This window comes from Sphingomonas sp. S2M10 (assembly GCF_012650175.1).
In the GTDB taxonomy this organism is placed as follows: domain Bacteria; phylum Pseudomonadota; class Alphaproteobacteria; order Sphingomonadales; family Sphingomonadaceae; genus Sphingomonas.
On sequence record NZ_JAAILI010000040.1, the window covers coordinates 1 to 12,284 of the forward strand.

Sequence of the window (12,284 nt, forward strand, 5' to 3'; positions counted from 1 at the left end):
CCCAACGATCAGGCTTCTCATCCCCCGGCAGGTGGCCGGGAATTAATCGGAATACCGGCCGGGATCAGGTCGGAACGCCGGCCGGGATCAAATCGGAATGGTGGCCGGGATAACCTCGGAATCCGCAGCCTTCGCTGAAGAAACAGCAGGAAGCATGTCTCGAGCTTGTTGCGGAAGGAATGAGTTCGAAAGAGATCGCGCAGCGCCTGGGTCTGTCCCCAAGGTCGGTAGACGCATATCTGACTGCTGCGATCGCCACCCTGCAAGCTACGAACCGTCGAGAAGCTGCCCGAATTTTCATATCGCAGAAGCGACTGCAAAAATTACCATCGCAATCGCCACCACTTGCGGAGCCTGTGATCATCGAGAATGTTGATCACGGGACGGGATTGAAGTGGCTAGCGCACGCCATCTTCCCGATCCCGATGGGAGGCCGGATCAATAGCCTTGGCGCGTCGGAGAAGCTCTTCTATTCTGCTAGGATTGGCTTGTCGGGAATAGTGCTTCTACTTGCGATCACCACTACGTTCATGGGCTTGTTGGCCGTCCTCTGAGCACGCCGAAACGATAGATAGCCGCGTTGCCATTGAGGTTGCGCGTTTAGAGGAGCCTGTCCGATGCATACGTTCGATGCTGGTGTTGCCTTGGTCATCGCGAACGATGTTCGTTCGACCTTGCAGTCTGTGGATAGTGCGCTGGCGGACGGCGCGCGGCTGCTCGGAGCTATGCTGGAAACGGCGCACGCATCGGGGCTGCCGGTCACGGAAAGTCAGCGGGTGCTGGAGAACGTCACGTCGTGTCTGTCCAACGTCGTCCAAGGCCGCAGCGACATGGTCGATGCGGTGAAGCGAATGACTGTGATCAAGCGGAACAGCAATCTCGATGTGGTGGATGTTGGCTGCGACAATCCGCTGCCGGCCAAACCAAGCACGTTCTTTACGACAGCAGAAGCGAAGGTGGCGTAGAGGCGCCGCGCGAATGTATGGTCTGGCGCCTTTGCTGCCGCTGGGAGCGTCGGATCATGCTGATAGTCTACATGTTCATCGCGCTTGCGGGCCTGTGCTGCGCTGTCGCGGCCGTGAACGGCGGGTGGGAAGGAAGGTGGGCCGGCGGCCTGACCATGCTGACCATCCTCGCTGGACGTGCCGTCGGCACGTTCGACCTGCAGCTCGCCACGTCCCCGGAATTCAAACTGTGCCTTGACGGCGCGCTACTCGCCGCCTTCGCTGCAATCATGCTTCGTAGTCGGCGCTGGTGGCCGATCTGGCTCGTTGGGCTCCAGGGGAACGCGGTGCTCGCCCATGTATCCGGCATCATGATCCCGAGCCATACGGCAATCATCTATCGAGGGCTCGAGAGTTTTTGGGGCATCCCCATGGTGCTGGTGCTGGCGACGGGGCCGCTGTTGGACCGTGCGGTGAAACTGGCCACGAACCAAGGATCCGATGGAGGTAGGGGAGATGGGACAACTTCATCGAGCGCGTGCGCTCGTCCAGATGCTGGCGGATGAACTCGAGCTACCGAGCGGTATGGCAAGTCGTGTGTTGCTTGCGGCACCGCTGCACCAAGACCTGCTGCCGAACGAGCGGGATCCCAGGGGCGAGGGTGCGCTTGCAGTAGTGGTGCGGCGCTACGCGAAGCTGCGCCGGAAGCGCATCCACTATCTGCACGCGGACGTGTTTGCCGATCCAGCGTGGGACATAATGCTCGACCTCTTTGCCGCCTCGTTGGAGGGGAAAACTGTATCGGTGAGTAGCGCGTGCATCGCCGCAGACGTGCCCTCGACAACCGCTTTACGTTGGCTGTCCGTTCTCGAACGGGAGCGCATGATCGAGCGCGTCTCTGACCCCAACGATCGACGCAGGACCTTCGTCCGGTTGATGCCGTTGGCCCTCGAAGGGGTCCAGGCGTGGTTTGAAGCTATGCTGGACAGCCTGAAACCGTCACATCGACACGGGGCGCCCCGCCTCGTCGAAGGCGGTTCCGCTCACCCTGCCGACATGGAGCAGCCAGCCTCCATAGTCATAGGTCTCTAGGTCAATGTGCCAGCGATGCGCCAGCCAGTTGGTCCGCGCGATCGCATCCATTGTGGGGCGTCAGGCACGCGTCTGCTGCGCGAACAACGTCAATTGCCGAGCCCGCTCGTTGAGGATGGTCCGGGCCTGCTGCGCTGCGCCGACTGCTTGCAAGTAACGCGCAGTTCTGAAGCTTTCTGCCTCGTCGAAGCGAAACGCCGTCCCATCTTCACCTGCGTAGCAGGAATCGTAGATTGCCCGCGCAGCCGCGCGCAGCTTGAGGTCATGCTCCACAGCCAAGCTCCCAGAGATGTCGAGTCGCCGCCTCTCGCGGCAAGGCACAAATAGAACAAAAAGGGTACAAGCTTGCAAGGGCGGATCGCGCTATTGGGCACACTGCCAAGAGTAGCGATCTCCCTGCGGCGGCCGGCGCTCGCGGTTTGCGCCTGCTCCAACACCGGCGGAGATGGAAGATAAACCTTTGATCTAATGGAGGAAAAAATGAATGAATGTCTAGACCTAGCGGATGTCGATCCGCTTAAGTGGGCAGAGATCCGTAAGCGAGTAGCGGTCATACGCGATTACCTCGCCATCCCTCACCCGACTGGCGCTGACCGAGACCGGCACGCAGCCCAGCTCGGGTTGGGACCAGGGCAATTCTATAACCTTGTGCGCGCGTGGCGAGCGCACCGAAAGCCGTCGGCACTGATTACGGGAATTCGCGATGTCGCGCGTCCCAGTAAAAGTCGACGTGGAGGCGTCGATCCCCGCGCTCGCGAAATCGCGCGCGACGTGATTTCGGAACTCGGTAGAACGGCAACTCTCACCACGCTTACTACGGAGGCAAAACGACGCTGCGCGCTAGAGCACATAAGCCCACCTTCTCGTGGCACAATCTATGCGCTCGCCAGGGAGGGGGGAGAATCCGTAGACGCATCGCCCGCGCAAAGCATTCTGGTAGCGCGCGCATTTATGCGACTGCCCACAATGATCGAGGGCAATGTGACATTTCCGACATCGCTTTTGGCGGTGGAAATCCCAAACGGTCGCATTCTGAGAATTGTGTTGACGGAGGGGGTTAATAGCGATGAGGTGAGTCGTCTGGTCCCCACGCTCAGGGAGCGCCTCCTTCAAGCGGACCTCCCCATTACGGCCGCCGAAGCGGACATAGGCTCCTTGGAGCAGGCACTGCCCGACGCGCGATATAATCGCGCAACGAGCCAAAACGTCGCGAGGCTGCTGGCGACCACCGTCGGACGGCGCATTGGATACATCGAACTGCGCACAAGCCATCCTACGGCTTCAACAGCGGCGGTCATGCAATCGGCCCGCGATGAAGCCTTGTCCAAGGCAGACGCAGAGACAGCTTTAGAAATCGCTCGGCAGCATCACAACCGGTCAAGGCTAGAGCCAAACGCCTGACCTCGCCCCGCCGACATGACTACGTCAGCGTTGCGAGACCAGCTCGAGCAATCTGATCATTTCTCTCGGCGCTTCTGCCGCGCCACAACCGCTCAAGCCCGATAGCACCTCCCCGTTGTGGGCAGATACCGCCAGTTCCATCCGAGCCTGAGCATCGGACGCACTCAGTCCGTCGGCCGCCTTCCACTCTGTCGGCGGCGCATTCTCCACCGTGCGGTTAGGTAGAAACCTGATTGGCCCGATTTTCAGACTGAATTGCTGTCGCGCGTATCTGCCGTAGCTTCCGGCCCTCAACAGCTGCGGCGCAACGCCTCCTAGTACATCGCGGATGTTACCGGAAAGCGCTGCTAGCGCTTCAACGTCTGTCCCGGGCACGAGTTGGGAACGCTCAGTCGCAGTTGCCCATATATTGCTGGGGAGCAGCCCCTTGAGGATACGTGAGCGGCAATCTGCGGCTGCGGCAGCATACCCTGCTGCACTGTTCGAGACGTCCCCTATGGAATGGCCGATGATCATGCTGCTACCAGCATCGATCACCAAGAATGCCACATGGTGGGAACCATCTACCCTGCGCAGTGACGTTGCCGTGCAGTCGAACTGAATCTCCTGCCCGGCCAACCCCTTCTGCTCGATGCGACGCAGTTCGCGCTCGACGAATGGCCGGAGGGTATTCGGCGCCTTCTTTACACCAGTCTGTTGCCCCAGCCTTCTGACAAGGGCCGCTACCGAGTCGTTGGGATTTGCTGCAACGATCTCAACGACGGCTGCCTGGAGAGCTTGCGCCACTTCTGGATCGATACGCTGACGTGTCTGTGTCGTGGACGCGAAGGCGCCCACACTCGCCAAGGACTGCCTTTCAGACCATGCGCGTGCCATCTGGTAGAATCGCCCGAGCGTAACCCCTGCTTCCTGAGCTGCTTGCTTCGCAGAGACTGCACCGTCCGCACGAGCATGGCGATCCAGAGCTACCAGTCTCTGCAAGGCCTTATCTCGCTTGGACGGCGGGATCGAGGCCCAGATCTCCAATTCCGCATCCGGAACCGGCTTTCCGAAGAAGCCTTCCAGCTTCTCGGCACCCGGCACTCCTTTCGAGGGGGAGCCTTCATCCATCGATTTGGCCACTTCGATCTCCACTGCGTCGGCCAAACCATAGCAGTCTATGGCTAACGATCAAATAAGCATTATTGTCATTCAAATAGGGATTGCACAGCCTTTTGCGAATGCATATACAGGCTGTCTAATCCTTATTTGAAAGGAATCTGAATGCCTGACTACCTCTCACCGATCATCTGTGCCGCGCCTCCGCTGCAGTGTAGTCACACCATCGCGCGAACGAACTTCAGTACCTCCGACTCGCAGAACGCCACCGCACACCGCACCCGAACACGTTGCGCGGTGGAGGGCTGAATATGCGGATCAAAGATCAGCAGCGTCGACCACGAACGAGGCGGATTGAAATTCGCCATCCTGATAAGCGTATTCCTAGCTATCTGGATGCGAACGAGCCGGCATCACGCTCACGCGTCCGTCGACCGGTCAAGCGCTGGGAGGGGCTCGAAGAAGCCAGCAAACTCGCTCAGGTCGTAGTCTTGCGCCACGGGGGTCATGCACGACCCGTTATCAACCGTGGACAGCGCCATCTGCGATCACGGATGAGTTCGCGCAAAACGGGCTTACAGCAGGTGATCGAAGGGCGGGGACACCGCGATTTTGCGATGTGGAACGAGGTGAATCCACACGTCATCGATTTCGAGGCGCATCCCTTTCACTTCATCGTCCACGTCAATGGGAAGCGTGTAGCCTATTATCCCGACCACGTGCGGTTGCTGCGCGATGGTACGATCGAGCTGATCGAGGTGAAACGAACGCCAGCAGATCTCGACGATGAGGATTATCGCCAAAAGCTGGGCGTCGTCGCGGAAGTCGCGCGCCGCTGCGGCTGGGTGTTCCGGATCCTCTATCATGCTGATATCACGGGCCCGAAGTGGCGGATGCGGAACGTCGAGGCCATCTACTCGCGCCGCTACATGATCGTCACGCGCGAAGAGCAGGACGCCATCAGCCAGTTCGTTGCGCGTGGTGCGCCGGCGACCTGGGCAGCATTGCGCGATGCCGTTGCGCCTGACGACACACGTCGCGGCAACGCCGTGTTGGAAAACGCAGTTGCGCTCGGCCGCATCGGCATCGAACTCGACGATCGCATCACCGACGATACAGAGGTCACACCGCTTCCGCCTGTCGCTCACCGCAATCAGATTCGCCTCTGACGATGGGTGATGCAACCGAAGAGCTGACAGCTCCGCGCCCGCCGCCGCCACCGCATCAATCTCAGCTTTAGAAACCTCATCATCGCGCAAGTTCTCCTCGCCGACACGGTCTGCGGGGGCTGAACTTCTGCGCTTAGGAGAATTGAGATGAAATCGTCTCTTAAACAGTCGCCAGGCGACATATTTGCATTTGACGGCATTGAATACATTTTTGAACGTAGAGATCCAGACGGGAAACTCACGTACCGTCACATCTATACCGGCTTCGAGTACACGATTACCGACATAGAGACAGGCTACCCGTGCAAGCCGACGGATGAAGACATCGTCCGGCTTATGGCGGAGGGCAAGGTCGTCCAGTGTGCTGAGGATTTAGAAGAGCGTCCTCGGCGCGCAGGGCGGAAGCGCCACCTCAACGGCGCAGCTGCACGCGCTGCCAATCCGCGTTTCGAGTTCCGGACCATCTGTCGCGGCAACGCCTTGTTGGAAAACGCAGTTGCGCTCGGCTGCATCGGCATCGAGCTCGATGATCGCATCACCGACGATACGGAGGTCACACCTCTTCTCCCTGTCGCCCACCGCAATCAGATTCGCCTCTGACGATGGGTGATGCAACCGAAGAGCTGACAGCTCCGCGCCCGCCGCCGCACAGAACTCAGCTTTAGAAACATCAACATCGTGCAAATTATCCTCGCAGATTGGGTCTGCGGGGCGTGAACTTTTGCGTCCAGGAGAAATCGAATGAAACCGTATCTTAAACAGTCGCCCGGCGACATATTTGCCTTCGAAGGCACCGAATACATCTTTGACCGTCGGGATCCAGACGGAAAACTCACGTACCGGCACATTTCTGAAAGTGTCGAGTACATGATCACTGACCCTAAGACGGGTTTCCCTTGTAAGCCTACTGATGAGGACATTGTCCGGCTTATGGCGGAGGGCAAGGTCGTCAAGCGTGCTCAGGATCTAGAAGAGGGTCCTCGGCGCGCAGCGCGCAAGCGCGAGCTGAACGTCGCCGCTGCGCGTGCAATGGATCCGTTATGCGAGTTCCGGACCGTTTATAACCGCGCATACGATGCGGCACCTTGCGGCAAGTCCGATCGAAAGCTGCGGGACTTGAACCGGAAATTGCTGACAGATCCGGCCATTGCCGGGCTGCCTGGGGCGAAGTTGTACGCCGGCTCAACGCTTCGCGAGTGGGTGAACAAGCGGGGTAAGCCTGGAGACCGTCGGATGCGCGACGGCGTCGCGATGACTGGCACTGGTCGCGGGCGCCGAGTCAATCACCCCAAGGAGATCCTCGTTCACCATCTTGCGGTGGCAGTCGGTCGAAAAACCACATCCTCGGCTCATGCTGCGGCCAAGGCACAGAAGGCTTGGACCAGCTACCGCGCAGAGATCCAGCGGATTAACCGCGGGGCGCCCACTGGGCGACCTGACGCCGTCTATCCCCAGCCGAAAACCCCTTACAAGGGTGTCAGCTACACGACATTTTGGAGGATGTGCCGCGATCTTAGGTCCTCTGCAGCGCTCGCTGCAGAGCATGGCGCACAGGCAGTCTACCAACTAACCGGCGGCGGGGGCGTCGTTGATCGTCACACCCGCATCGGCGCGTTCGGCATGATGGACGACACGAAGATTCCTGCGCTGTTCCTGGTGGATGACGAACTTGGCATCCCACTGGGGCAGGCAACCCTCACTATCGTGATGGAGTGTGTCTCCAAATGCATTTTCGGTTGGGGGCTGAGCTGGGATGAGCCTTCGAGCGCAACTGCGCTCGAAGCATATGCCCATGCGAACACCCCCAAAGCGATCCCGAAGGACCTCGACGAGCTGTACCCAGAGTTGAAATGGATATGCGGTCGGCTGTCCGCCATTCTCCTGGACAACCTTGCGGGCCATCATTCCCGCCACTTCGAGGATGCGATGATGGACGTGGGAACCGACGTCCATTTTTCGGGCGCGCACATGCCGCGCGACAAATCCGAAATGGAGCGGGTGATCGGCACGATCCTGGGTCTAGCCTTCAAAGATTTGCCGTCAGCTACCTATGACATCCCTCGCGCGAGAGAGTTCGGCTTCGATCCCTCGAAAATGACGATGATTTCTATCCAGAAAGCTCGGGAGCTCCTGACTCGGGCGATCTGCATCTATCATTTGTCACCTCATAAGGGGCTCGATGGCCGCTCGCCTGCGCTCGTCTTCAGCCGGCACGCCGCAAAAGTGGGCGTGTCGGTTATCGATAACCTTGACGAGTTCAGCAAGGGGAACGGCGACGTCGAGTATGAGGCGCAGGCGAGGCAAAGCGGCGTCGTAGTGTTTGGCGTGCGATACTCCGCCGCAAGGGCAATGAGGCAGCTTTATGATGACCTCGTCTCGTTGCAGCCCCCATCCGAGGCAAAGACAAAGATTGTCGCCTTTAAGGTAAAGGTGAAGTATTCTCGCAATGACATCGGTCGTATCCACGTCTGGAACGAACGAACAAAGCGGTACGTAACCTTGCCGGCCGTCAATCAGGACTATGCCTCCGGTTTGCCTGTTTGGGCACACAAACGCGTCTGCGAAATCGCTAAGCTCGATATGCGTGAGTACGCGGGTGAGACCGAGGAGACGGCTGGCCAGAAGCTTATAGAGATTCGAGCCAGCCTGTTCAACGAGATCCGTAACATCACGCCAGAAGCTTCCGAGCACGACCGGAAGAACTTGGCCAAGCTCATGGATTCATCGCTCTTCAAACGAGTGGTTGGCGACATCGTTGAGGTCGTAGACGAGGATCTCAGCAACCTGGTTCAACCTGTCGCAGCGGACGCCCCGCAGTTCCAGCTGCGCGATCAGATGGCAGCGCCATTCCGCCAGGATGCGACGACCCAGACACCACGCGCCAATGAACGGCGCGGATCCGGGACCCGTAGGCCCCCGGCTGGCGGCGCAAAAACGTCGAATGCAGCCAACCGCCAGAAAGCCGGCCTGCATCAGGGCCAGGCGATGAGCGCCGCACCGGAAGCGGCAGCCCGTCCAAACACATCCTCTGCGTCACGCAAGCGCGCAAAATGGGGTCAGAAGTATGACTGATAGCAAACGCCCACAAACCTCCTCGCACTCCTACCAGGCCATTGTCCCGAACTACTTGTCAGTTCCTAACCGAGGTGACGAAAGCCACGGCGAATCTGAGCGGGAAGATGCGCCCTTCCCGCGTCCAGGCTCCTTGGCCTGGCACTCGCGCCAGGTGGCGAAAGCTGTCGCAGCAGTTCGGAGCATTCGACTCGAAGAGCCGCGTCAGCTTGAGATACATGCCGAGTTCGACGAACTTCTCCATACTGGCGTTTTGATGCGAGGCCGGCCCATGCTCGGCATGACCTTGTTCGAGGTGACCGGCGCAGGCAAGACTACGACTGCCGAGGAATACGCCAATCGGGCCAATGCGAGCGACGGAGACGGGCAAAGGTCCGTCCTTCATGTGCGCCTGGATAATTCCGGAACGGCCCGCAGCCTGTACGTGGAAATCCTCGCAGGACTCGGCGACGGATTCGCGTTGAACGGCACCGAGCACAGCCTTCGTCGACGTACCCTCGAAGCGCTAGAGGAAGCCGAAACCAAGCTGTTGATCATCGACGAAAGTCAGCACGGCGGAAAACGATCCGGCTTCGGAGGAGAAATCACTTCCTCGGTGAAGCTGCTTCTGGACGGCGGCGTCGTTCCAGTAGCGCTGCTTGGTACAGACGAGGCTGTGCCCGTGTTTGCGAAGGACAAGGAGCTCAGTGGGCGCCTTGCTGCTCCTTGCAGGCTGGGCCGGCTAGAATGGCATGACGAGTACGACAGGGAGATCTGGATTGGGCTTCTGCAGCATCTTGATGCCCGGCTTGTGTCAGACGGGATCCTAACGAAGCAGATCGGACTGGCGGCAGAGGAACTGTGCCATCCACTGATCGAGGCTACCAATGGGGTCATCGGGCAACTGATGGGCACAGTCAGAACCGCCGTGCGCGGCGCCGTCCGCGATGGTCGCGATCATGTCGATTTGCAGGATCTGGTCAACGCCATCGACGCGTGGAACGTTGGCCATGGCTTCGTCAATTCCAACCCTTTGAGGATGATGTACTAATGGCGCGCCAGGCCTTCCGCGCCGCAACCCTGGTCCCCGGAGCGTCGCTCCGGGGACTTGTCTTCGACGCATGCTTCCAAAACCGCATCCCGCACACATACGGCATGTTGAACCACTTCGGCATGCCAAACAGAAACCGTGTGCTTGTCTCGGAAAGCCCGGACCTTGATGTCGCAGGCCTCGCGACGGCACTACGCCTTCCCGAGGAGGAGGTCGAGCTTCGCCGATATCCGCTATCCGAGAAAGGACACCGGAAATTCTTCGGACTGGACGTCCTCAAGAGTCGCATCGAGGATAAAGTACGGCGCTTCTCTCCGGCGGCCATATCTGGGGGGCATCGCTACCACCCAGCAACGCATGAGCTGCGTGATCTGCCGTTCTCCACGGTCGGGTGGGATATGCTGCAGGATACCTGTCCCTGTGAGGAAAAGGGTGTGAAGCAGAACTGGGTAACCTCGAACGGGTCGGACCGTTGCCATGCATGTGCAGGCGATCTTGGAAAGCTGCCGTCGGTGCCCGTCCCCGAGGAGTTAAGGCCACAGCTCGAGTTCATCGCCAATTTGGTTAGCCCCGACCCAGCGTCACACGAGTTAGCGCTTTCGATGCTCCCTGTCGCAATCCGGCAGACACGGCGCAACCTGCTCTATGACGTCGTCATGAGCGCCGTTCGGGCTATTTCCGGCGAAGACCCGGGAGCAGATCCCCTTTCCCAGACCGAGGCCATAGCCAAGGCATGCAAGGCAGTGATGTTGTGGCCGAACGGTTTGCATCTCCTACAGCGATCAGAGGCGTGTCCGAGGTATGCGTGGAATCGACTTTGCCGCGCATACATCCTGCTCGATAGCATTGGCGACAAGCCCCCGGCCTTTCCTACGGAGGAAGAACGAGAGCAGGTTTCCGGGACGCCGATATACCGCCCCTCCGGCAAGATCGGGAGGCTCAGTTCGCCATTCATCAGTGCGATGGAGGCTGCGCGGCTTAGCGGCGTGGACGAACCCGCTCTCAAACAAGCCTGGGATGACCGTAAACTTACACAGCATACGTGGGCCCTAGGTGCGCAACGCATTCGAGCGTTCGATCCTGCCGAGGTTGCCGCTATCGCACCAAAGCTACGGGTTTTTGGCTGCCGCAAAATCATCGCGAGAGAGCTAGGCTTGCCGTTGTACGGGGTGGAACAGCTCCTAGAGGCATCTCTAATTGCGCCGGATGCGCCTAGCAGCCACGCTAAACAGCTCGAGGTACATCGCGAAGCGGTCCGTTCTTTCACCGCGCTCCTCGAGCAGAAGGCGTCGAGCATCACGGGCGAGCGAATTCCGTTCCGCGAAGCGATTCGGCATGTGTCCGGCCGGCCGAAACCGTGGGCTGAGGCAATCTCAGCGATGTCGAAAAGCCACGTCTGTTTTGAGCTAACCTCCGACACCCGGGGAAAAGCGCTGGTCGACCGCATTCTGGTCGACCGCAGAGCGATACGCAGTTTCGTAGCGATGAATCATAACCGTCAACCGGCCACGCAGATCGAGCGGTGCGACTGGTGGAGCGGCAGCGACGCCCTCGAATGCCTCAATGGTAACCGCAGCGCCTATGATTTGCTGACAGGGCTCGGCGGCAAAGGCGACGGGGTGCGCAAGCAATACACCGTCGGTGAAGTGCTCAAGCGGGCTGCGACCGGCGTGACGACATTCGATCTAACCCGTCGCACCGGCGTCGCCACTAGGTGTGTGGCCGACCTTTTAGAGAAGAACCGCGTGCCACAAATCGTGCCCGGGCTCTGGCATCGCCACCAAGCCGAAGCTTTGCTTGTGGCTTGATTTTGCGAGTCGTCTTCCTGGTCCAGGAGCCGTGCGGGCTTTCAGCAAGGTGCCGGCAGATTTCTGATCTGCCGGCATTTTTTTTAATCCGCGAGGGAGATGACGGGATTGAACAAGGAGTTGCGCCCAGCGCTCAACCAGCGCATCGCGGTCATATCGAACTCACAGTTGAGCGGGAGGTTTGCAACGAATGGCTGAAATGAGCGGAAGGTCTGCAATATCGAGTTTTCGCTCAGATTGAAAACAATATTGATTTACAGGACTTTAGGTGAGCGGACTTTGGTGAAAGCTGACAACAGCACTCCAGCCGCTACAAATCCGGATATCCTGCTCCTCGCCGGGTGTCGCGTGGTGCGCGAATGCTGGTCGGTCGACCATGAGGATGCCATGGCCAAGCGGAAACGGTATCTGACGGCGACGCTGGCCGACGGCTATGTCAAGACGATCGGGCCCACTGCCGCGCCCTTCACCCATTACTGGCGCATCGTTGCGGATCTCGGCAACGGCCGCACCGAGGTTTTCTGGGGACACGCGAAGTCGCTGAAGGAAGCCACCGGCAAGCGGGTGGCGACGGAGGAAGCGGCCCGGCAGCGCGGCTGGGCGCGCTACGACTTTGAAATCGTCGAACTGACCGAGGAGGATCGCCCGCGCGACCGATCCTGATCCGTCC

Annotated in this window: 13 protein-coding genes; 11 read left to right on the forward strand and 2 right to left on the reverse strand. The window is 59.5% G+C overall.

Annotated features, from left to right (window positions below; all coding sequences use genetic code 11):
* Positions 1 to 134: 134 nt before the first annotated feature.
* The 4 genes from S2M10_RS09120 to S2M10_RS09135 all read left to right on the forward strand — a co-directional run bounded on the left by S2M10_RS09120 (position 135) and on the right by S2M10_RS09135 (position 2,036).
* A complete protein-coding gene (locus tag S2M10_RS09120) occupies positions 135 to 554 on the forward strand; it encodes a helix-turn-helix transcriptional regulator (RefSeq protein ID WP_168845853.1) in 420 nt (139 codons plus the stop codon).
* A gap of 63 nt (positions 555 to 617) precedes the next feature.
* A complete protein-coding gene (locus S2M10_RS09125; protein WP_168845756.1) occupies positions 618 to 965 on the forward strand; it encodes a hypothetical protein in 348 nt (115 codons plus the stop codon).
* A 56-nt stretch (positions 966 to 1,021) separates the two neighbouring features.
* The gene (locus tag S2M10_RS09130; protein ID WP_168845757.1) at positions 1,022 to 1,510 is read left to right on the forward strand and encodes a hypothetical protein; all 489 of its coding nucleotides are present in this window, start codon (positions 1,022 to 1,024) and stop codon (positions 1,508 to 1,510) included.
* Complete coding sequence (locus S2M10_RS09135; protein ID WP_211090957.1) at positions 1,461 to 2,036, forward strand: MarR family transcriptional regulator; 576 nt, start codon at positions 1,461 to 1,463, stop codon at positions 2,034 to 2,036. The genes S2M10_RS09130 and S2M10_RS09135 overlap by 50 nt, the downstream gene beginning before the upstream one ends.
* Before the next feature lie 60 nt (positions 2,037 to 2,096).
* Here the strand turns inward: S2M10_RS09135 and S2M10_RS09140 are convergent, their stop codons facing one another.
* A complete protein-coding gene (locus tag S2M10_RS09140; protein ID WP_168845759.1) occupies positions 2,097 to 2,309 on the reverse strand; it encodes a hypothetical protein in 213 nt (70 codons plus the stop codon).
* A gap of 693 nt (positions 2,310 to 3,002) precedes the next feature.
* Here S2M10_RS09140 and S2M10_RS09145 point away from each other — a divergent pair.
* Positions 3,003 to 3,437 (forward strand): hypothetical protein, encoded by a 435-nt coding sequence (locus S2M10_RS09145; protein WP_168845760.1) that lies wholly within the window; start codon positions 3,003 to 3,005, stop codon positions 3,435 to 3,437.
* A 24-nt stretch (positions 3,438 to 3,461) separates the two neighbouring features.
* Here the strand turns inward: S2M10_RS09145 and S2M10_RS09150 are convergent, their stop codons facing one another.
* The gene (locus S2M10_RS09150; protein ID WP_168845761.1) at positions 3,462 to 4,583 is read right to left on the reverse strand and encodes a hypothetical protein; all 1,122 of its coding nucleotides are present in this window, start codon (positions 4,581 to 4,583) and stop codon (positions 3,462 to 3,464) included.
* 263 nt (positions 4,584 to 4,846) lie between these two features.
* On the opposite strand from S2M10_RS09150, the gene S2M10_RS09155 reads away from it, so the two are divergent.
* The 6 genes from S2M10_RS09155 to S2M10_RS09180 all read left to right on the forward strand — a co-directional run bounded on the left by S2M10_RS09155 (position 4,847) and on the right by S2M10_RS09180 (position 12,277).
* Positions 4,847 to 5,704 carry a hypothetical protein gene (locus tag S2M10_RS09155; protein ID WP_168845762.1) on the forward strand — a complete coding sequence of 286 codons (858 nt, stop codon included), beginning with the start codon at positions 4,847 to 4,849 and terminating at the stop codon, positions 5,702 to 5,704.
* Between the two features lie 147 nt (positions 5,705 to 5,851).
* The gene (locus S2M10_RS09160) at positions 5,852 to 6,304 is read left to right on the forward strand and encodes a hypothetical protein (protein ID WP_168845763.1); all 453 of its coding nucleotides are present in this window, start codon (positions 5,852 to 5,854) and stop codon (positions 6,302 to 6,304) included.
* 141 nt (positions 6,305 to 6,445) lie between these two features.
* A complete protein-coding gene (locus tag S2M10_RS09165; protein ID WP_168845764.1) occupies positions 6,446 to 8,776 on the forward strand; it encodes a hypothetical protein in 2,331 nt (776 codons plus the stop codon).
* On the forward strand, positions 8,769 to 9,806 hold the full coding sequence (locus tag S2M10_RS09170) for a TniB family NTP-binding protein (RefSeq protein WP_168845765.1): 1,038 nt from the start codon (positions 8,769 to 8,771) through the stop codon (positions 9,804 to 9,806). Before S2M10_RS09165 ends, S2M10_RS09170 begins: the two co-directional genes overlap by 8 nt.
* Positions 9,806 to 11,614 (forward strand): hypothetical protein, encoded by a 1,809-nt coding sequence (locus tag S2M10_RS09175; RefSeq protein ID WP_168845766.1) that lies wholly within the window; start codon positions 9,806 to 9,808, stop codon positions 11,612 to 11,614. The genes S2M10_RS09170 and S2M10_RS09175 overlap by 1 nt, the downstream gene beginning before the upstream one ends.
* Positions 11,615 to 12,001: 387 nt before the next feature.
* A complete protein-coding gene (locus tag S2M10_RS09180) occupies positions 12,002 to 12,277 on the forward strand; it encodes a hypothetical protein (RefSeq protein WP_168845854.1) in 276 nt (91 codons plus the stop codon).
* Positions 12,278 to 12,284: the final 7 nt, after the last annotated feature.